This window comes from Pseudonocardia oceani (genome assembly GCF_019263585.2).
Lineage (GTDB): Bacteria > Actinomycetota > Actinomycetes > Mycobacteriales > Pseudonocardiaceae > Pseudonocardia > Pseudonocardia oceani.
On record NZ_JADQDF010000001.1, the window covers coordinates 1,233,720 to 1,250,850 of the forward strand.

The window sequence follows — 17,131 nt, forward strand, 5'->3', positions numbered from 1 at the left end:
GCGGCCCTACGATGCCGCGATGACCGCACCGACCCTGCGACCGGCCGAGCTCGACGACACCGCGCTGGCGAAGGTCCGCGCACTGGAGTCACAGCTCGGCGTGCCCCTCGTCGCGTACGCCCCGCAGACCCCCTACGCCCCGCTCACCGACGCGCAGGTCGCGGAGCTGCAGCGGGCGGAGGCGGAGCTGGGCGTCCAGCTCCTCGCCTACCGCCCCTGACGCGCTCGTCCGGACGGACCCGCTCAGCAGCCGAGCAGGCGCGTCGCGAGGTAGGGCTCGACCTGGTCCAGGGCCACGCGCTCCTGGGCCATCGAGTCGCGCTCGCGGATGGTCACGGCCTGGTCGTTGAGGGTGTCGAAGTCGACCGTGATGCAGAACGGCGTGCCGATCTCGTCCTGGCGGCGGTAGCGACGACCGATGGCGCCTGCGTCGTCGAACTCGATGTTCCAGTTCTTGCGCAGCGCAGCGGCGAGGTCGCGGGCCTTGGGCGAGAGGTCGGCGTTGCGGCTCAGCGGCAGCACGGCGGCCTTGACCGGCGCGAGGCGGCGGTCCAGGCGCAGCACGACGCGCTTGTCGACGCCGCCCTTGGCGTTGGGCGCCTCGTCCTCGGTGTAGGCCTCGATGAGGAAGGCCATCATCGATCGGCCGACGCCCGCCGCGGGCTCGATCACGTACGGCTTGTAGCGGGTGCCCGACGCCTGGTCGTAGAACGACAGGTCGACGCCCGAGTGGTTGCTGTGCGTCGTCAGATCGAAGTCGGTGCGGTTGGCGATGCCCTCGAGCTCGCCCCACTCCTGCCCCTGGAAGTGGAACTTGTACTCGATGTCGACGGTGCGCTTCGAGTAGTGGCTCAACTTCTCCTTCGGGTGCTCGTAGTGCCGCAGGTTCTCGCGCGCGATGCCGAGGTCGACGTACCAGTCGGTGCGCTGGTCGATCCAGTACTGGTGGATCTCCTCGTCGGTGCCGGGCTCGACGAAGTACTCCATCTCCATCTGCTCGAACTCGCGGGTGCGGAAGATGAAGTTGCCGGGCGTGATCTCGTTGCGGAAGCTCTTGCCCATCTGGCCGATGCCGAACGGCGGCTTCTTGCGCGAGGTCGTCTGCACGTTGAGGAAGTTGACGAAGATGCCCTGCGCGGTCTCGGGCCGCAGGTAGTGCAGGCCCTCCTCGGTCTCGATCGGGCCGAGGTGCGTCTTGAGCATCATGTTGAAGTCTCGCGGCTCGGTGTACTGGCCGCGGGTGCCGCAGTTGGGGCACGGGACGTCGGAGAGGTCCTCCTCGGTCGCCGCCTTGCCGGTGCGCTCGACGTACTCCTCGGCCAGCTGGTCGGCCCGGAAGCGCTTGTGGCAGCTCTGGCACTCCACCAGCGGGTCGGTGAAGACGCCGACGTGCCCGGACGCGATCCACACCTGCCGGGGCAGGATGACCGAGGAGTCGAGGCCCACGACGTCGTCGCGGCCGGTGACGACGGTGCGCCACCACTGCTTCTTGATGTTCTCCTTGAGCTCCACACCCAGGGGCCCGTAGTCCCACGCCGACCGCGTACCGCCGTAGATCTCGCCGGAGGCGAAGACGAATCCGCGGCGCTTGGCGAGCGCGACGATGGTCTCGATCTTGGCGGAACTGGGCGAGCTGGCCACGGGGTTGTACTCCTGGACTGCGGGGACGAACGGAAGGGTCCAGCGTAGCGACCTCCCCCGACCGGCCTCCCCGCCCCACCAGCGCCGGACCCTCCCACGCGCTGTCCGGCTCCCCGCGCGCCCTGCGTGCTCCCGCGCGGCCTGGGTGCTCCCGCGCGGCCTGCGTGCTCCCGCGCGGCCTGCGTGCTCCCGCGCGGCCTGCGTGCTCCCGCGCGGCCCCGGGGGCGCGCGGGAGCCGGGAACGCGCGCGGGACGGGTCAGACGGTGCCGAACGCACGGCGGATCCTGCGGTCGACGGCGTCGAACGGCCGGATCTCGGCCCAGGTCCAGCGCACCACGCCGCGGGCGACCTCGCGCAGCGCGTCCTCCCGCACCTTCTCCGCGAACACGACGTCGCCCGCGCTCTGCCCCGGCCGCAGCAGGCGGCCGTACTTCACGAGCCCGTCGAACTCCCCGACCACGCCCTGCTCGGGCCACCAGAAGTCGACGCGCCCCAGCGCGATGCCGTCGGCCGAGTGCAGCGGAACCTGCAGCACCGGCGCCGGCAACCCGGCCAGCGCCACGGCCACCCGGCTCCGCGACTCCCCCGGGCTCTCCGCGCGCCCGTCGGCGAAGGCCAGGACCCGCAGGGCCGCCGCCGTGCCGCAGCGGCGGCCGGGGCGCCCGACGGCGGCCGCGAGCGAGGCCGGCGTCACCAGCCCGCGGTGCAGGGCGTCGTCCGCGACGACCACGGCGTGCTCGAACGGCAGCGTCCGCGCGAGCGCGGCGACCGTCACGGCCGCCGACGTCACCGCGATCCCGTCGACCGTCACGACCTCGTCGGCGTCCAGGGGTGCGACGTGCAGGTGCAGCTGCGCGCTGCGCCGGCCGCCGGACCGGCCTTCGCGGCTGACGTGCACCCGCGACAGCGGCACGTCCCACAGCGCGATCCCGTGCAGGACCGCGGCGGAGGCGTGGCTCACCACGGCGCCCTCGCCCAGCTGCTCGACCGCCGCCCGCACCGCGAGGGCGTGCCGGTCCTCGGGCCGCCGCAGCCGCTCGTCGCCGGGCTCGACGTACGCGCCGCGCCGCACGGACACCAGGCCGCGGCTGCCGCACAGCCGCCGGACCTCGTCGTCGCTGTAGCCGTGCGCAAGGAGCTGCGACCGCAGCACAGGTGGGCGTCCCATGACCACGAGGATCCGGGGAGCGGACCCACCGCGACACCCCCTCCGCCCGACCTGTGGACAACTCCCCCGCCGCATCCACTCGCTCCCGCACGCGTTCCGGGCTCCCGCGCACCGAACCAGCTCCCGCGTGCCCCCGGGACCGCGCGGGAGCAGGAAACGCGCGCGGCAACCGAGAACGCGCGCGGGAGCGTCACACAAGCCGGAACCAGAGCCCAGCCGCCTGTGGACAAGGCGCCCGCCCGGTCCTGCGCGCTCTCCGGCTCCCGCTTGCGTTCCACGCTCCCGCGCGCGTTCTGGGCTCCTGCGCGCCGAACCTGCTCCCGCGCGCCCCCGGGACCGCGCGGGAGCAGGAAACCCGCGCGGCAACCGTGAACGCGCGCGGGAGCGGCGTCACCGCGCGCCCAGGAACCGCGGCCCGGCAACCGCAGGCGGGCGGGGGCCGGCCGGGCGCGGCCGGGCGCGGGCGGGCGCGCGGGCGTCAGGCCAGCAGGCTCGGGTACTCCACCGTCGACCCACCCACCCCGTCGACCAGGGTCTCGTAGGTGGCGGGCTCGTCGGCCAGCGCCTCGGACAGCAGCGGCACCACGTGCTCCCGCACCGGGAACGGGGAGAGCGCACGGCGGTAGGCGTCGACCCCGGTGAAGCGGACCGACAGCACCCAGCGCCCCGGGTCGTCGACGGCGCGGCCGAGCTGCCCGCCCAGCGCGCCCTCGGCGGCCGTCAGCAGCTCCAGGGCGCGGGTGCCGCGGGAGAGGAAGGCGGGGGCGTCGGCGGGGTCGACGGCGAAGCGACACAGGAGCAGCACGACCCGGAACGTAGCGCGGGCCTACCATGGGGGCGCGGCCGACATCGATACTCGATACCGACTGGCGGGCCGCAGGATGGGGAACACCGATGTCGATCGTGGCCGAGGACTCCGCGCACGAGGCCGGGCGGGCCGCGCCCGCTCCCGTGCGCACGCCACGCACGCTGGAGGCCGCGGGCGACCTGCTGCGCGCGCTCGCCGCGCCGGTGCGGATCGCGATCGTGCTGCAGCTGCGCGAGTCGCCGCGCTGCGTGCACGACCTCGTCGACGCCCTCGGCGTCACCCAGCCCCTGATCAGCCAGCACCTGCGCGTGCTGAAGTCCGCCGGGGTCGTGCACGGCGAGCGGCACGGCCGCGAGGTCGTCTACGCGCTGGTCGACGACCACCTCGCCCACATCGTCGTCGACGCCGTGGCGCACGCGGAGGAGGGCCGGTGACCCAGCCGACCGCCCAGCACGGCCCCGCGACGCGCGTCCTGCGCGCCACCCGCCAGCGCGCCGCCGTGTCGGCCCTGCTCGACCGGCTCGACGACTTCCGCTCCGCGCAGGAGATCCACGAGGAGCTGCGCCGCACGGGCGACGGCATCGGCCTGACGACGGTCTACCGGACGCTGCAGAACCTGGCCGACGCCGGCGAGGTCGACGTCCTGCGCACGGGTTCGGGCGAGGCGGTGTACCGGCGCTGCGAGTCCGCGCACCACCACCACCACCTCGTCTGCCGGCGCTGCGGCGCGACCGTGGAGATCGAGGGGCCCGACGTCGAGAGCTGGGCCCAGCGCGTCGCCGAGCAGCACGGCTTCTCCGAGCTCAGCCACACCGCGGAGATCTTCGGGCTGTGCCGGGAGTGCTCGGCGAAGGTGTGAGACCTGCGTCTCAGACTGAGTCATCGGGATCAGCGGGACGGCGTTAACGTCCGGCTCCTGCACGGTCGATGTCGCAGGTGGAAGCAAGGAGACGCCCCCCATGAGTGAGCCCGGAACCAACGGCGACGAGGCCGCTGCGGACGAGACGAACGGGGCTTCCCCGAACGCGGTCCGCAAGCTCGACGCCCCCGAGTCCGAGGAGCTCGCGCAGCTGGCGGCGGTCTTCGAGGATCTCCAGTACGTGCTGCGCTGTTGCGAGCACCTCGTCACCGCGCTCGCCGCGCCCGACGCCGGGCCCGTCCAGGTCGCCACCGACGACGCGCTGGTCGAGGCGCTGTGGACCGGTGCGCTGATCGGTTACGTCCGCTGCTTCTCCGCCCGCATCGGCATCCTCTCCGACGACGACGTCAAGGAGCTGGAGCTGCCCGGCACCGAGATCACCGCGGCCGACTTCCACGCCATGCTCAAGAAGCTGCGCGACCACTACGCGTCGCGGCACGTCAACCCGCGCGAGGCGTTCACGATCGGCGCGGCGCAGGCCAACGACGGCTCGCTGATGGGGGTCGCGGTCGTCTCGGCGCCGCGCCCGATCGTCGACGACACCACCGTGCGCCTGCTCGGCCGCATCGCCTACTCGCTCTCGGGCTACATCGACGGCCGCATGCAGGAGGCGCAGAACAAGGTGCTCGGCGTCGCCCGCGACATGAGCACGCTGCAGCTCAGCTCGCTGCCGCTCGTGCACCTGGCCGAGGTCTAGTCCCCTCTCAGGAGCCCACCAGCTCCGCCCGCAGGCCGGACGCGCTGCTCACGACGAGCATGAGCAGCGTGCCCATCGCCTTCTCCTCCAGCCCGCTGGCCGGGAACGCGTAGCGCAGGGTGACGTCCCAGCCGTGCTCGCCGCGGATGACCTTCGGCGTGCCGAACAGCCCCTCCCCCGCCCCGAGCGCGATGCGGGTGGGGACGTCCTGCTCCAGGGGCAGGTCCCAGGCCACGACGCACATGAGGTTGAGGACGGGCAGTCCCTCCTCCAGGTCCATGCCCTGCACCACGCACAGCACGCCGCCGTGGGCGAAGGTGAGCGAGCCGTCGTCGTCGACGGTGACGTCGTGGTAGTTCTCCAGCGCCTTCTGCGCGACGGCGAGGCTCATGATGCGGACTCCGGGGTGTCGAGCGCGCCGCCGAAGCGGCGGTCGCGCCGGGCGTAGATCTCGACGGCCTGCCAGAGGTGGCGGCGGTCGAAGTCGGGGAACAGGGTGTCGAGGAAGACCATCTCGGCGTAGGCCGACTGCCAGAGCAGGAAGTTCGACGTCCGCTGCTCCCCCGAGCTGCGCACGAACAGGTCGACGTCGGGCATGTCGGGCTCGTCGAGGTACCGCGCGATCGTGCGCTCGTCGATCTTGCCGGGCATGATGCGGCCGTCGGCGACCTGCTGCGCGATCTGGCGCACCGCGTCGGCGATCTCGGCGCGGCCGCCGTAGTTGACGCACATCGTCAGCGTGAGGACGTCGTTGTCGCGCGTCTTCTCCTCCGCGACCTCCAGCTCGCGGATGACGCTGCGCCACAGCCGCGGGCGCCGCCCGGCCCAGCGGACGCGCACGCCGTGCTCGTGCATCTCGTCGACGCGGCGGCGGATGACGTCGCGGTTGAAGCCCATGAGGAAGCGCACCTCGTCGGGACTGCGCTTCCAGTTCTCCGTGGAGAAGGCGTAGGCCGACAGCCAGTGCACCCCGACGTCGATGCAGCCCCACGCGACGTCCATGAGCGACGCCTCGCCGCGGCGGTGCCCCTCGATCCGCGGCAGCCCGCGCGCGTTGGCCCAGCGGCCGTTGCCGTCCATCACCAGGGCGACGTGGTTCGGCACGAGCTCGCGCGGGATCGCCGGGGGGCGCGCGCCCGTCGGGTGCTGCGGCGGGGGTGAGACCACGACCCGCACCCTACGGAGGGGATACTCCTCGGCGTGCAGGAGCACTACTTCACGTCGACCCCCTCGACACCCAGCCGTCCGGATTCGGTCCGCGTCGTGCTGCCCGACGTCGACCTGACGCTGGCCACCGACAGCGGCGTCTTCTCCGGCTCCCGGCTCGACCGCGGCACGCGCATCCTGCTCGAGCACGCCCCGCTGCCGCCCCGGCGCGGCCCGCTGCTCGACCTGGGCTGCGGCTACGGCCCCATCGCGATCACGCTGGCCACGCGGCGCCGGCGGCTGCCGGTGTGGGCCGTCGACGTCAACGACCGCGCGCTCGACCTCACCCGCACCAACGCCGCCGCCCTGGGCAACGTCACCGTCGCCCGCCCCGACGATGTCCCCGACGACGTCGCGTTCGCCGGCATCTACTCCAACCCCCCGATCCGCTCGGGCAAGGGCGTGCTGCACGGGATGATGGAGCGCTGGCTGCCGCGCCTGGCGCCCGAGGGCCGCGCGTACCTCGTCGTGCACAAGCACCTGGGGTCCGACTCGTTCGCCGACTGGCTCACCGGCCGCGGCTGGCCCACCACCCGCCTGACGTCCGTGCAGGGCTACCGCATCCTGGAGGTGTCGTGCAGCAGCTCGGAGGCACCGCGCTCAAGCGCCTGAACCGCACGTGGCGGCGTCGCGCGACCATGCAGGTCGGGCTGATGCTGCAGGACGTGGAGTCGCCGTTCAACGTCGGCGCGATCGTGCGCTCGGCCGCCGTGCTGGGCGTCGACCACCTCTACCTGATCGGCCGCTCCGCCGACCCGACCACGCCCAAGGCGCAGAAGCTCGCCATGGGCACCGACCGGTACCTGCAGGTGCGGGGCTGCGGAGGAGTCCGCGAGGCCGTCGACGCCGCGCACGCCGACGGCTACCACGTCGTCGGACTGGAGCTCACCGACACGGCGAAGCCGCTGCACGAGCTCGACCTGCGCCGCGACGTGTGCGTGGCCGTGGGCAACGAGGCGCGGGGCATGTCGACGGAGATGCTGAACGCCTGCGACGGCGTCGGCTACATCCCGCAGCTGGGCAAGGTCGGCTCGTTCAACGTGGCCTCGGCGGTGAGCATCGCGACCTACGAGGTGCGGCGCCAGGAGTGGGCCGACCCGACGGGCGAGGACGACTAGCTCGCACACAGGCTGCGGGGCTCGCACACAGGGCCGGACCTGTGTGCGACCTCCGCGGACTGTGTGCGAGCCGGGCTCAGTCCTGCGCCACCGGCAGCGGGCCCTCGGGGGTGGGCGCCGCCGCCGCCCGCCGCTCCACGAACGGCAGGGAGCGGAGCTGGCGCTCCAGGTGCCACTGCAGGTGCGCCGCGACCAGGCCGCTGGTGTCGCGGCGCGTGGCGGGGCCGGTGGCGTCGGCGGTGGCCCAGTCGCCGTGCAGCAGAGCGTCGAGCAGGCGGTAGGTCTCGGGCGTCGGCAGGACCGAGCCGGGCGGGCGGCAGCGGGGGCAGACGGCTCCGCCGGCGGCGATGTTGAACGCGGCGTGCGGCCCGGGCTCGGCGCACCGGGCGCATTCCGTGATCGCGGGGGCCCAGCCGGCGTGGGTCATGGCGCGCAGGAAGAACGCGTCGAGCACCAGGGACGCGTCGCGCTCGCGCGCCGAGAGCGCCCGGATCGCGCCCACGACCAGCAGGTACACCCGGACGGCCGGCTCCCCCTCCTCGGCGACGAGCCGGTCGGCGGTCTCCAGGACCGCGCAGCCCGCCGTGTACCGGGAGTAGTCGGCGATGATGCCCGCGCCGAACGCGTCGACGGTCTGCGCCTGCGTGACGATGTCGAGCGAGCGCCCGGTGTAGCACTGCACGTCGACGTGGTTGAACGGCTCCAGCCGCGCACCCCACCGCGACTTCGTGCGGCGCACCCCCTTCGCGACGGCGCGGACCTTGCCGTGCCGGCTCGTGAGGATCGTGACGATGCGGTCGGCCTCGCCGAGCTTCTGCACGCGCAGCACGACGCCGGTGTCGCGGTACAGGGTCACGCGCCGAGCCTACGGACGTCCGGCCGCGCACGCACTTGACGCAGGGCACCCTTACCGGGTGGAGTGCCCGCATGGGCACCCCGCAGAGCGCGACCGAGGCCACCGACGCCGAGCGGGCGCGCACGCTGGCCGCGACCGTCCACACCGGGGCGCTGTCCACCGTCGGCCGCGGCGGATTCCCGTTCGGGTCGGTCGTCACGCACGCCGTCGACGGGCTCGGACGGCCGTTGCTGCTGCTCAGCGACCTGGCCGAGCACACCGGCAACCTCACCTCCGACCCCCGGGCGTCGCTGCTCGTCGCGCAGCAGGACGTCGGCGACCCCCTGTCGCTGGCCCGCGTCACGCTCGTCGGGAACGTCGGCCAGCCGCCCCCCGACGAGCGCGACGCCGCGCTGGAGGCCTACCGCGCCGTCCACGACGCCTTCCTCGGCACCGACCACGGCTTCCGCGTCTACCGCATGGAGATCAACTCCGTGCGGTACGTCGGCGGGTTCGCGCGGATGAGCTGGGTGCGCGCCGAGGACTACGCGGCCGCCGAGCCCGACCCGCTGGTGCCGCACGTCGCCCGGATCGTCGAGCACATGAACGACGACCACGCCGACGCCCTCGTGACGTTCTGCCGCACCTACGGCGAGCGCCCCGAGACCACGGCAGCCGAGATGACGGGCTGCGACCGCTACGGCTTCACGGTCCTCGCCGACGGCGCCCCGCTGCGCCTGGCGTTCCCCCGCCGCGTCGACACCCCCGACGAGGTGCGCGCGGCGATGGTCGAGATGGTGCGGGCGGCGCGGGCGCTGTCGACCTGACCTCCTCAGGCCACGTCCCGCGAGAACGACGTGAGCGCGTGCGGCTCGACGTCGGGCTCGCTGATGCCGAAGCTGACGATCCGGGCCGGGTGCAGCCGGATGAGGTCGCCCACCACCTCGGCCCGGCCGCGGACCTCCAGGCACCGCACCCGCCACGGGTCGCGCGAGGCCAGGTCGTCGACGACGAACGCCGCCCGCCCGTTCTCGGCGACGTTGCGGTACTTGCGACTGGCGGTGTTGTCGAAGCCGCCGATGTCGATGGTGCCGAGCTCGGCGTTGTAGGTGAACCCGACGGGGCTGTTCTGCAGCGTCCCGTCGGGCCGCTGGGTGGCGAGGCGGCCCAGGTCCTGGCTGCGGAGGTAGGCGATCTCGAAGTCGTGGAAGGTCACGACGCCCATCCTCGGAGCTGCACCAGGGTTCAGGTCAAGGGATCAGAAGCCCAGCTTGCGGAGCTGCCGCGGATCCCGCTGCCAGTCCTTGGCGATCTTCACGTGCAGGTCGAGGAAGACCTTGGTGCCCAGCAGCGCCTCGATCTGGCGGCGCGAGTCGGTGCCGACCTGCCGCAGCCGCTCCCCGCCCTTGCCGATCACGATGCCCTTCTGGCTGGACCGCTCGACGTAGATGTTGGCCGTGATGTCGAGCATCGGCTCGGCCTTGGGGTGCCGCTCGCGCGGCGCCATCTCCTCGATGACGACGGCGATGGAGTGCGGCAGCTCGTCGCGCACGCCCTCCAGGGACGCCTCGCGGATCAGCTCCGCGACGAGGATCTCCTCGGGCTCGTCGGTGAGGTCGCCGTCGGGGTAGAGCGGCATGCCCTCGGGGAGGCGCTTCACCAGCAGGTCGGCCACGAGCCGGGTCTGGTAGCCGTCCTTCGCCGAGCACGGCACGATCTCGGCGAACTCCATGAGCTTCGAGAGCTCGGTGAGCCGGGCCAGCACCTGCTCGGGCTCGGCCAGGTCGGTCTTCGTGACGACGCCGATCACCGGGGTGCGGTGGGCGACCCCGCGCAGCTCGTTGACGATGAACTCGTCGCCGCGGCCCACGGGCACGTCGGCCGGCACGCAGAACCCGACGACATCGACCTCCGCCCACGTCTCGCGGACGACGTCGTTGAGCCGGCTCCCGAGCAGCGTGCGCGGCTTGTGCAGCCCCGGGGTGTCGATGACGATCAGCTGCGCGTCGGGGCGGTGCAGGATGCCCCGGATCGCGTGCCGGGTCGTCTGCGGCCGGCTCGACGTGATGGCGATCTTCTGCCCGATCAGGGCGTTCGTCAGCGTCGACTTGCCGGCGTTGGGGCGGCCGACGAAGCACGCGAAGCCCGAGCGGTAGCCGTCGGGGACCTCGGCGAACCTCACGACGCCCACCGGGGTCGTGAGTGGAAACCGGTGTTCTGGCACCGGTTCGCACTCACGGGTGCCGCAGGCGCACTCACGCCGCACCCAGCGGGGCGATGCGCTCGCCGGTGAGGCGCTCCAGGATCTCGCGGCCGATCGGCAGCGCCGCCGTGGCGGCCGGCGAGGGCGCGTTCAGCACGTGCAGCACCGAGCCGGCGCCGGAGCCCTGGTCGACGAACAGGAAGTCGTCGACGAGCGTGCCGTCGCGCTTCACCGCCTGGGCCCGCACCCCGGCGCCCGCGGGCGAGAGGTCGGAGGCCTGCACGTCGGGCAGCATCCGCTGGATCTGCTTGACCATCGCCTTCTTCGACAGCGACCGGTGCATCTCACCGAAGCCGTACTTCCAGTGCGTCCGCGCGATCCGCAGCATGCCCGGGTAGGCGATGGTCGACAGGAACTCCTTGGGCTTGACCGTGCCCCAGGAGTAGCCCTCGCGGGCCAGCGCCAGCACGGCGTTCGGCCCGGCGTGGACGTGGCCGTCGATCCCGCGGGTGGCGTGCACGCCCAGGAACGGGAACGCGGGGTCGGGCACCGGGTAGATCAGGCCCTTGACCAGCTCCGCGGCCCGGTCGGAGAAGCCGGAGTACTCGCCGCGGAACGGGATGATCCGGATGCCGGGGTCGGCGCCCGAGGCCACCGCGAGCTCGTCGCAGCGCAGGCCGCCGCAGACGACGACCTGGGTGCCGAGCAGGTCGCCCCGCTCGGTGCGCACGACGACGTCGGCGCCGCGGCGCACGATCTGGGTGACCGCGCGGCCCGTGTGGACCTCGCCGCCCTCCTTGACGACGAGCTCACCGAGCTTCTCCGCGATCAGCCGGTAGTCGGTGATCCCGGTGGACGGGACGTGCAGCGCGGCGATCCCGCGGACGTTCGGCTCGTACTTCTTCATCCCGGCCTGGTCGAGCTCGGTGACCTCGACGCCGTTGGCCGCGCCCCGGCGCACCAGCTCCGCCATGCGGGGCAGCTCCTCGGGCTCGGTGGCGACGACGAGCTTGCCGCACACCTGGTGGGGCAGGTCGTGCTCACGGCAAAACGCCACGGTCTCCGCGCATCCGGCCACGGCCAGGCGGGCCTTGAGGCCGCCCGGGGCGTAGTAGAGGCCGGAGTGGATGACGTTGGAGTTGTGGCCGGTCTGGTGGTTCGCCAGGCGGGGCTCGCGCTCCACGACCGCGACGGAGCGGCCGGTGCGGGCGACGGCGTGCGCGGTGGCGAGGCCGACGATCCCGCCACCGACCACGACGACGTCGAAGGTGGGGGTGGTCATCCTGTGGACTCCAAGGGGGTGTCGGTCGTGTCGTCGTCGGGCCGGTCGAGCTGCTCGACCAGCACCGTGGTGATGCGGATGCGTCCGCGGGCGTCCTTGCCGCCCTCGGCCCGCAGCCGCAGGCCGGCGACCTCCGCCACCGCGCCGGGGAGCGGGACGCGCCCCAGCCGCTGGGCGAGCAGGCCGCCGACGGTCTCGACGTCGGCGGCCTCGACCGCCTCCGTCAGGTCGTTGTCGTCGGCGTCGATGCCGGGGAACAGGTCGGCGAGGTCGTCGACGGGCAGCCGCGCCGCCAGCCGCAGGCGCCCGTCCTCCAGCGGCTGCACGTCGGGCACCTCCTCGGCGTCGTACTCGTCGGCGATCTCCCCGACGATCTCCTCGAGGATGTCCTCGATCGTGACGACGCCCGCGGTGCCGCCGTACTCGTCGACGACGATCGCCATGTGCTTGCGCTGCGCCTGCATCTCCTTGAGGAGCTCGTCGACGCGCTTGCTGTCGGGCACGAACGCGGGCGGGCGCATGACGGCCGACAGCGCCGTCTCCCCCGCGTGCGACGCCGCGACCAGGTCCTTGAGGTAGGCGACGCCGACGATGTCGTCGATGTTCTCCCCGAGCACCGGGATGCGCGAGTAGCCGCTCTTGAGCGCCAGCCGAAGGACCTTCTCGACGGGCGTGTCGTACTCGGTCCACACCACGTCGGGGCGCGGCACCATGACCTCGCGGACCAGGGTGTCGCCCAGCTCGAACACCGAGTGGATCATCTGGCGCTCGTCCTCGTCGACGACGCCGGTGGTGCTCGCCATGTCGACGAGCTCCCGCAGCTCGACCTCCGAGGAGAACGGGCCCTGCCGGAAGCCCTGTCCCGGCGTGATCGCGTTGCCGACCAGGATCAGCAGCGACGTGAGCGGCCCCAGCAGCCGGGCCAGCGCGCGCACCGGCGCGGCCACCAGCATCGCGAGGCGGTAGGGGTGCTGGCGGCCCAGGGTGCGCGGCCCGACGCCGATGAGGACGTAGGACACGACCAGCATGATCCCGCCGGCGAGCAGCGCCGCAGGCCACACCGGGGCCGTCTCCTCGAACAGCGACGACTCCACCAGCGCGACGGTGAGCAGCACCGTGGCCGCCGTCTCCGCGGCCAGGCGCAGGAGCAGCAGCAGGTTGACGTGGCGGGGGCGGTCGTCGACGACGGCCGCGAGCGCCCGCGCGCCGGGCCGGCCCATCCGCACCAGCGAGTCGACGCGGGCGCGCGAGACCGACAGCAGCGCCGCGTCGGCGGCGGCGAACAGCCCGGCCAGCGGCACCAGGACGACGGCCGCGACGATCAGGCTCCAGTTCACGCCGGTCCCCGGTCCACGGTCAGGAGTCCTCGAGGCCGGCGGCGCCGAGCACGGCCGAGTCGGTGCGGCGCTGCGCCGCGCGGGCCGCGGCCTCCTCGCGGGAGCTGCGCCAGGTGGCCAGCAGCCGGGACTGCAGCGAGAACATCTCGCGCTCCTCCTCGGGCTCGCCGTGGTCGTAGCCGAGCAGGTGCAGGACGCCGTGCACGGTGAGCAGGTGCAGCTCGTCGGCGAGCTGGTGCCCGGCCTTGCGCGCGTTGCCCTTCGCGAACTCCGGGCAGAGCACGATGTCGCCGAGCAGCGCGGGCCCCAGGTCGGGGGCGTCGGGGCGGCGGGACTCGTCGAGCAGCTCGTCCATCGGGAACGACATGACGTCGGTCGGGCCGGGCTCCTCCATCCACCGCTCGTGCAGCTCGCTCATCGCGTCCTCGGTGACCGCGGTGATCGCCAGCTCGACGGCCGGGCTCACCCGCATGGCGTCGAGGGCGAACCGCGCCACCGACACGATGAGCGACTCGTCCATCGCGACGCCGGACTCGTTGCTGACCTCGATGGACACGAGGCCCAGGGTAGTCGGTGGTCCCGGGTAGGTTCTCCGCGGTGACTCGCGCGCGGAACTGGGCCGGCAACGTCGTCTTCTCCGCCCGTGAGGTGCACCACCCGCGGTCGGTCGCGGAGCTGCAGGAGCTGGTCGCCGGGTCCGACCGCGTGCGCGCCCTGGGCACCGGCCACTCGTTCTCCCCGATCGCCGACACCCCCGGTGACCTGGTCGTCCTCGACGCGCTGCCGGCCGGGGCCGTCGTCGACGGCGACCTCGTCACCGTTCCCGGCGGGATGCCCTACGCCGAGCTGGCGCGCCGGCTGCACGCCGCCGGGCGCGCGCTGCCCAACCTCGGTTCCCTGCCCCACATCTCCGTCGCGGGCGCCTGCGCCACCGGCACCCACGGCTCCGGGGACGGCAACGGCGTGCTCGCCACGGCCGTCGTCTCGGCCGACCTGGTGCGCGCCGACGGCTCGCTGGACACGGTGTCCGGCCCGTCGTCGGTGGTGGCGCTGGGCGCGCTCGGGATCGTCACGTCGCTGACGCTGCGGACGGTGCCGGCGTTCGACGTCGCGCAGTGGGTGGTGGTCGACGTCCCCTTCCACGGCTTCGACCACGTCGGCGAGCTGCTGGCCGACGCCTACAGCGTCAGCGCCTTCACCTACTGGGAGCGCCCGGTGTTCGACCAGGTCTGGGTCAAGCGCCGCGTCGGCCAGGGGCCGCCGGAGGACCACTGGATGGGCGGACGGCCCGCCGACGGCGCCCGGCACATGACCCGCGGCGAGCCCACCGGCAACTGCACCGACCAGGGCGGGCGCCCCGGCCCGTGGCACGAGCGGCTGCCGCACTTCCGCGCCGGGTTCCGCCCGAGCAGCGGCGAGGAACTCCAGTCGGAGTACCTGCTGCCGCGCGCGTCGGCCCCGGCGGCGCTGCGGGCGCTGGAGGCGGTGGCGGGCGCGATCGCGCCGGCGCTGCTGGTCTCGGAGGTCCGCAGCGTCGCCGCCGACGACCTCTGGCTCTCGGCCGCGCAGGGCCGCGACAGCGTCGCCGTGCACTTCACCTGGGTCCCCGACGCGGCCCCCGTCGCCCCCGCGGTCGCCGCCGTGGAGGCCGCGCTCGACCCGTTCGACGCCCGCCCGCACTGGGGCAAGGTGTTCACCACCCCGCCGGAGCGGGTGCGCGAGCTGTGGAAGCACCTGCCCGAGTTCGCCGACCTGGCCCGCGCCGCCGACCCGACGGGCAAGCTGCGCAACGCGATGCTCGACCGCTACCTGCCCGGCTGAGCCCTCCGGTGACGGCTCAGGGAGCGGGCGCGGGCGGCCGCGCGCAGGTCGTGTCGGTGGGCGGCAGGACGAGGTCCACCAGGTAGCGGGTGGTCACCTCGTCGGCGCAGGCGTTGACCCCCTGCAGCACCACGGTGTGGCCGTCGTTGTCCACCGAGAGCAGCCGCGCCGAGAGCTGGCGCGCGAGCGACACGCCGTCCTCGTAGGGCGTGGCGGGGTCCCCGGTCGACGACGCCACGAGCACCGGCGGCAGCCCCGGCGCGCCGACGGGGCCGGAGTCGCTCGTCGGGGGCACCGGCCAGAACGAGCACAGCTCCAGCACGTCCGACGAGCCGTACCCGGCGTCGAGGAACGGCGCGAGCGCCAGGTTCGCCTCGTTGACCTCGCGGGCGACGGCGCGGTCGGTGAGCCGGTCGCCGTCCATGCAGCTGATCGCCGGGAACGCCTCCAGCAGGTTGCCGTAGGAGCCGTCCGGGGCGCGGTCGTAGTAGAGGTCGGCGAGGATCAGCAGGTTCGTGCCGTCGCCGCGGGCGACCTGGCGCAGGCCGTCGAGCAGCGGCGGCCACAGCGAGTCGGCGTAGAGGGCCTGGACCATACCGGTGACGGCGTCGGCGTAGCCGAGCACGCGGCCGCCGTCCGCCGTCGGGACGGGCGCGTCGATCAGGGGCGTGAGCAGCTCCTGGACCTGCGCCGACGCCCCGGCCGCGTCGGTGCCCAGCGGACAGTCCGGCTGCGCGGCGCAGGAGGCCGCGAAGCTGTCGAAGGCCCGCTGGAACCCGCGGGTCTGGGTGGTGCGCGAGGCGACCGGGTCGAGCGAGGGGTCGACGGCGCCGTCGAGGACGAGCGCGCGGACCTCCGTCGGGAACTGCTCGGCGAACTCGGTCCCGATCGACGTGCCGTAGGAGTAGCCGAGGTAGGTCAGCTGCGGGTCGCCGACGACCTCGTGGGCGATCTGCAGGTCGCGGGCCACGTCGCGGGTGCCGACGTTCTCCAGGACGTCGAGCCCGACGCGGTCGGCGCAGCGGTCGGCGAACTCCTGGAACTCGGCCTCGGTCTGCGCGACGCCCTCGGGCGAGGTGTCGAGGTCGAGGTCGGCCCGCTCGGCGTCGACCTCCTCGGTGGTGGAGCAGTCGATCGACGGCTCGCTCACGCCGACGCCGCGCGGGTCGAAGCCGATGAGGTCGAACCGCCGCGCGACCTCCCCGTCGCCGAGCAGCCCGGCGAGCGCGGGCAGGAAGCTCACGCCGGACCCGCCCGGGCCGCCGGGGTCGACGAACAGCGAGCCGACCCGCGCGGCCGGGTCGAGCGCCTTCTGCCGCAGCATGGCGATGCGGGCGGTGGACGCCGACGGGTCGCCGTAGTCGAGCGGCACCTCGAGGTACGCGCAGTCGTACTGCGGGTTCGCGTACGCCTCGCGGTCGACGTCGGTGCGCGCGAGGTCCGTGCAGGGGCCCCAGGCGAGCTCCTGTGCGAAGTAGGGGTTCAGCGCGGGCGCCAGGGGCGACACAACGGCGGGGTCGGCCGCGGCGGGGTCGGCCGCGGCGGGACCGGCCACCGGGAGCAGCAGCGACACCGCCAGGACGACGACGGACGGGGCGCGGCGGGGGGACCTCACCGCGCCATCCTCACCCCGCGCGGGCGCGGCGCCCCGGCCCCACGCCGACCCCGATCGGCTGGATGAGCCGATCGGGGGGCGGGGTCAGCGCCGGCGGGCCCGGCGGTCCTGCGGCGGGCCGTTGCGCGGCGCCGCCGAGCGCAGGTCCGGGCGCGCCGTCTCGGCGTCCCAGCGGGAGTAGGCGTCGACGATGTCGGCCACCAGCCGGTGGCGCACGACGTCCTGGCTCGACAGCACCGAGAAGTGCACGTCGTCGACGCCGTCGAGGATCTCGCGCACCACGTGCAGGCCGGAGCGCGTGCCACCGCCGGGCAGGTCGACCTGCGTGACGTCCCCGGTGACGACGATCTTCGAGCCGAAGCCCAGCCGCGTCAGGAACATCTTCATCTGCTCGGGCGTGGTGTTCTGGGCCTCGTCGAGGATGATGAAGGCGTCGTTGAGCGTGTTGTGCGTCAACAGGTGGTCCTCGGTGACGTAGAG

Annotated in this window: 20 protein-coding genes and 1 pseudogene; 8 read left to right on the plus strand and 13 right to left on the minus strand. The window is 73.6% G+C overall.

Annotated elements, in window-relative coordinates:
* Positions 1 to 19: 19 nt before the first annotated feature.
* On the plus strand, positions 20 to 220 hold the full coding sequence (locus tag I4I82_RS06160; RefSeq protein WP_218591358.1) for a hypothetical protein: 201 nt from the start codon (positions 20 to 22) through the stop codon (positions 218 to 220).
* Positions 221 to 243: 23 nt separating this feature from the next.
* On the opposite strand, the gene I4I82_RS06165 is transcribed toward I4I82_RS06160, so the two are convergent.
* The 3 genes from I4I82_RS06165 to I4I82_RS06175 form a co-directional block, all read right to left on the minus strand.
* Positions 244 to 1,641: a glycine--tRNA ligase gene (locus I4I82_RS06165; protein WP_218591362.1), complete on the minus strand. Its 1,398-nt coding sequence runs from the start codon at positions 1,639 to 1,641 to the stop codon at positions 244 to 246.
* 257 nt (positions 1,642 to 1,898) lie between these two features.
* Positions 1,899 to 2,810, minus strand: coding sequence for a hypothetical protein (locus I4I82_RS06170; protein WP_218595440.1), 912 nt, complete (start codon positions 2,808 to 2,810; stop codon positions 1,899 to 1,901).
* A gap of 478 nt (positions 2,811 to 3,288) precedes the next feature.
* The gene (locus tag I4I82_RS06175; RefSeq protein ID WP_218595441.1) at positions 3,289 to 3,615 is read right to left on the minus strand and encodes an antibiotic biosynthesis monooxygenase family protein; all 327 of its coding nucleotides are present in this window, start codon (positions 3,613 to 3,615) and stop codon (positions 3,289 to 3,291) included.
* Positions 3,616 to 3,704: 89 nt separating this feature from the next.
* Here I4I82_RS06175 and I4I82_RS06180 point away from each other — a divergent pair, with 89 nt between their 5' ends.
* From I4I82_RS06180 to I4I82_RS06190, 3 genes are all read left to right on the plus strand, one after another.
* Positions 3,705 to 4,052 (plus strand): ArsR/SmtB family transcription factor, encoded by a 348-nt coding sequence (locus I4I82_RS06180; protein ID WP_218590502.1) that lies wholly within the window; start codon positions 3,705 to 3,707, stop codon positions 4,050 to 4,052.
* The gene (locus tag I4I82_RS06185) at positions 4,049 to 4,477 is read left to right on the plus strand and encodes a Fur family transcriptional regulator (protein WP_226369901.1); all 429 of its coding nucleotides are present in this window, start codon (positions 4,049 to 4,051) and stop codon (positions 4,475 to 4,477) included. The genes I4I82_RS06180 and I4I82_RS06185 overlap by 4 nt, the downstream gene beginning before the upstream one ends.
* A gap of 100 nt (positions 4,478 to 4,577) precedes the next feature.
* Positions 4,578 to 5,234, plus strand: coding sequence for a hypothetical protein (locus tag I4I82_RS06190; RefSeq protein ID WP_218590501.1), 657 nt, complete (start codon positions 4,578 to 4,580; stop codon positions 5,232 to 5,234).
* A 7-nt stretch (positions 5,235 to 5,241) separates the two neighbouring features.
* Here I4I82_RS06190 and I4I82_RS06195 read toward each other — a convergent pair whose 3' ends face one another.
* Together I4I82_RS06195 and I4I82_RS06200 are read right to left on the minus strand one after the other, a co-directional pair.
* Positions 5,242 to 5,625 carry a hypothetical protein gene (locus tag I4I82_RS06195; RefSeq protein ID WP_218590500.1) on the minus strand — a complete coding sequence of 128 codons (384 nt, stop codon included), beginning with the start codon at positions 5,623 to 5,625 and terminating at the stop codon, positions 5,242 to 5,244.
* Positions 5,622 to 6,401, minus strand: a complete 780-nt coding sequence (locus I4I82_RS06200) for an isoprenyl transferase (protein ID WP_226369902.1) — start codon at positions 6,399 to 6,401, stop codon at positions 5,622 to 5,624. The genes I4I82_RS06195 and I4I82_RS06200 overlap by 4 nt, the downstream gene beginning before the upstream one ends.
* Positions 6,402 to 6,434: 33 nt before the next feature.
* Here I4I82_RS06200 and I4I82_RS06205 point away from each other — a divergent pair, with 33 nt between their 5' ends.
* Both I4I82_RS06205 and I4I82_RS06210 read left to right on the plus strand, forming a co-directional pair.
* Positions 6,435 to 7,052 carry a class I SAM-dependent methyltransferase gene (locus I4I82_RS06205; RefSeq protein ID WP_218590499.1) on the plus strand — a complete coding sequence of 206 codons (618 nt, stop codon included), beginning with the start codon at positions 6,435 to 6,437 and terminating at the stop codon, positions 7,050 to 7,052.
* Positions 7,016 to 7,558 carry a TrmH family RNA methyltransferase gene (locus I4I82_RS06210; protein WP_218595442.1) on the plus strand — a complete coding sequence of 181 codons (543 nt, stop codon included), beginning with the start codon at positions 7,016 to 7,018 and terminating at the stop codon, positions 7,556 to 7,558. The genes I4I82_RS06205 and I4I82_RS06210 overlap by 37 nt, the downstream gene beginning before the upstream one ends.
* Positions 7,559 to 7,634: 76 nt before the next feature.
* Here I4I82_RS06210 and recO read toward each other — a convergent pair whose 3' ends face one another.
* Complete coding sequence (gene recO / locus I4I82_RS06215; protein WP_218590497.1) at positions 7,635 to 8,414, minus strand: DNA repair protein RecO; 780 nt, start codon at positions 8,412 to 8,414, stop codon at positions 7,635 to 7,637.
* Between the two features lie 71 nt (positions 8,415 to 8,485).
* Between recO and I4I82_RS06220 the strand changes: the two genes are divergently transcribed.
* Positions 8,486 to 9,220 (plus strand): HugZ family pyridoxamine 5'-phosphate oxidase, encoded by a 735-nt coding sequence (locus I4I82_RS06220; protein ID WP_218590496.1) that lies wholly within the window; start codon positions 8,486 to 8,488, stop codon positions 9,218 to 9,220.
* A 5-nt stretch (positions 9,221 to 9,225) separates the two neighbouring features.
* On the opposite strand, the gene I4I82_RS06225 is transcribed toward I4I82_RS06220, so the two are convergent.
* The 5 genes from I4I82_RS06225 to ybeY all read right to left on the minus strand — a co-directional run bounded on the left by I4I82_RS06225 (position 9,226) and on the right by ybeY (position 13,771).
* Entirely contained in the window at positions 9,226 to 9,609 is a 384-nt protein-coding gene (locus I4I82_RS06225) for a PPOX class F420-dependent oxidoreductase (RefSeq protein WP_226369903.1), read from the minus strand.
* Between the two features lie 42 nt (positions 9,610 to 9,651).
* Positions 9,652 to 10,575, minus strand: a complete 924-nt coding sequence (gene era, locus I4I82_RS06230; protein ID WP_218595444.1) for a GTPase Era — start codon at positions 10,573 to 10,575, stop codon at positions 9,652 to 9,654.
* Between the two features lie 73 nt (positions 10,576 to 10,648).
* The gene (gene lhgD / locus I4I82_RS06235) at positions 10,649 to 11,878 is read right to left on the minus strand and encodes an L-2-hydroxyglutarate dehydrogenase (protein ID WP_218590493.1); all 1,230 of its coding nucleotides are present in this window, start codon (positions 11,876 to 11,878) and stop codon (positions 10,649 to 10,651) included.
* The gene (locus I4I82_RS06240) at positions 11,875 to 13,215 is read right to left on the minus strand and encodes a hemolysin family protein (protein WP_218590492.1); all 1,341 of its coding nucleotides are present in this window, start codon (positions 13,213 to 13,215) and stop codon (positions 11,875 to 11,877) included. The genes lhgD and I4I82_RS06240 overlap by 4 nt, the downstream gene beginning before the upstream one ends.
* A 19-nt stretch (positions 13,216 to 13,234) precedes the next feature.
* Entirely contained in the window at positions 13,235 to 13,771 is a 537-nt protein-coding gene (gene ybeY / locus I4I82_RS06245; RefSeq protein WP_218590491.1) for an rRNA maturation RNase YbeY, read from the minus strand.
* A 41-nt stretch (positions 13,772 to 13,812) separates the two neighbouring features.
* On the opposite strand from ybeY, the gene I4I82_RS06250 reads away from it, so the two are divergent.
* Positions 13,813 to 15,036, plus strand: a complete 1,224-nt coding sequence (locus tag I4I82_RS06250) for a D-arabinono-1,4-lactone oxidase (RefSeq protein ID WP_218595445.1) — start codon at positions 13,813 to 13,815, stop codon at positions 15,034 to 15,036.
* 16 nt (positions 15,037 to 15,052) lie between these two features.
* Here the strand turns inward: I4I82_RS06250 and I4I82_RS06255 are convergent, their stop codons facing one another.
* Complete coding sequence (locus tag I4I82_RS06255; protein ID WP_218595446.1) at positions 15,053 to 16,651, minus strand: alpha/beta hydrolase; 1,599 nt, start codon at positions 16,649 to 16,651, stop codon at positions 15,053 to 15,055.
* Positions 16,652 to 16,735: 84 nt separating this feature from the next.
* Positions 16,736 to 17,098: pseudogene (locus tag I4I82_RS06260) on the minus strand (PhoH family protein); the annotation flags it as partial.
* Positions 17,099 to 17,131 lie beyond the last annotated feature (33 nt).

Bases quoted from the DNA above. Each gene is read 5' to 3' on its own strand.
- I4I82_RS06160 (WP_218591358.1), top strand. From the start codon at position 20: ATGACCGCACCGACCCTGCGACCGGCCGAGCTCGACGACACCGCGCTG.
- I4I82_RS06170 (WP_218595440.1), bottom strand. From the start codon at position 2,810: ATGGGACGCCCACCTGTGCTGCGGTCGCAGCTCCTTGCGCACGGCTAC.
- I4I82_RS06180 (WP_218590502.1), top strand. From the start codon at position 3,705: ATGTCGATCGTGGCCGAGGACTCCGCGCACGAGGCCGGGCGGGCCGCG.
- I4I82_RS06190 (WP_218590501.1), top strand. From the start codon at position 4,578: ATGAGTGAGCCCGGAACCAACGGCGACGAGGCCGCTGCGGACGAGACG.
- I4I82_RS06195 (WP_218590500.1), bottom strand. From the start codon at position 5,625: ATGAGCCTCGCCGTCGCGCAGAAGGCGCTGGAGAACTACCACGACGTC.
- I4I82_RS06220 (WP_218590496.1), top strand. From the start codon at position 8,486: ATGGGCACCCCGCAGAGCGCGACCGAGGCCACCGACGCCGAGCGGGCG.
- lhgD (WP_218590493.1), bottom strand. From the start codon at position 11,878: ATGACCACCCCCACCTTCGACGTCGTCGTGGTCGGTGGCGGGATCGTC.